Here is a 205-nt window from a genome sequence, read left to right on the forward strand (position 1 = left end):
GACCGGCGATACCGGGCCGACTGGTGATACCGGGCCGACTGGTGACACCGGACCGACCGGTGATACCGGACCTACTGGTGATACTGGACCGACTGGTGATACTGGACCGACTGGTGACACTGGGCCTACTGGTGATACTGGACCGACTGGTGATACCGGACCGACTGGTGATACCGGACCTACTGGCGATACCGGACCTACTGGT

At 61.5% G+C, this 205-nt stretch carries 1 protein-coding gene; it reads left to right on the plus strand.

The window, feature by feature from the left end; all coding sequences use genetic code 11:
• A partial coding sequence (locus RZO55_RS07815; protein ID WP_318063726.1) for a hypothetical protein occupies positions 1-205 on the plus strand: 205 nt, incomplete at both ends.

Source organism: Clostridium boliviensis (assembly GCF_033342255.1).
Taxonomy (GTDB): Bacteria; Bacillota; Clostridia; order Lachnospirales; family Lachnospiraceae; genus Lacrimispora; species Lacrimispora boliviensis.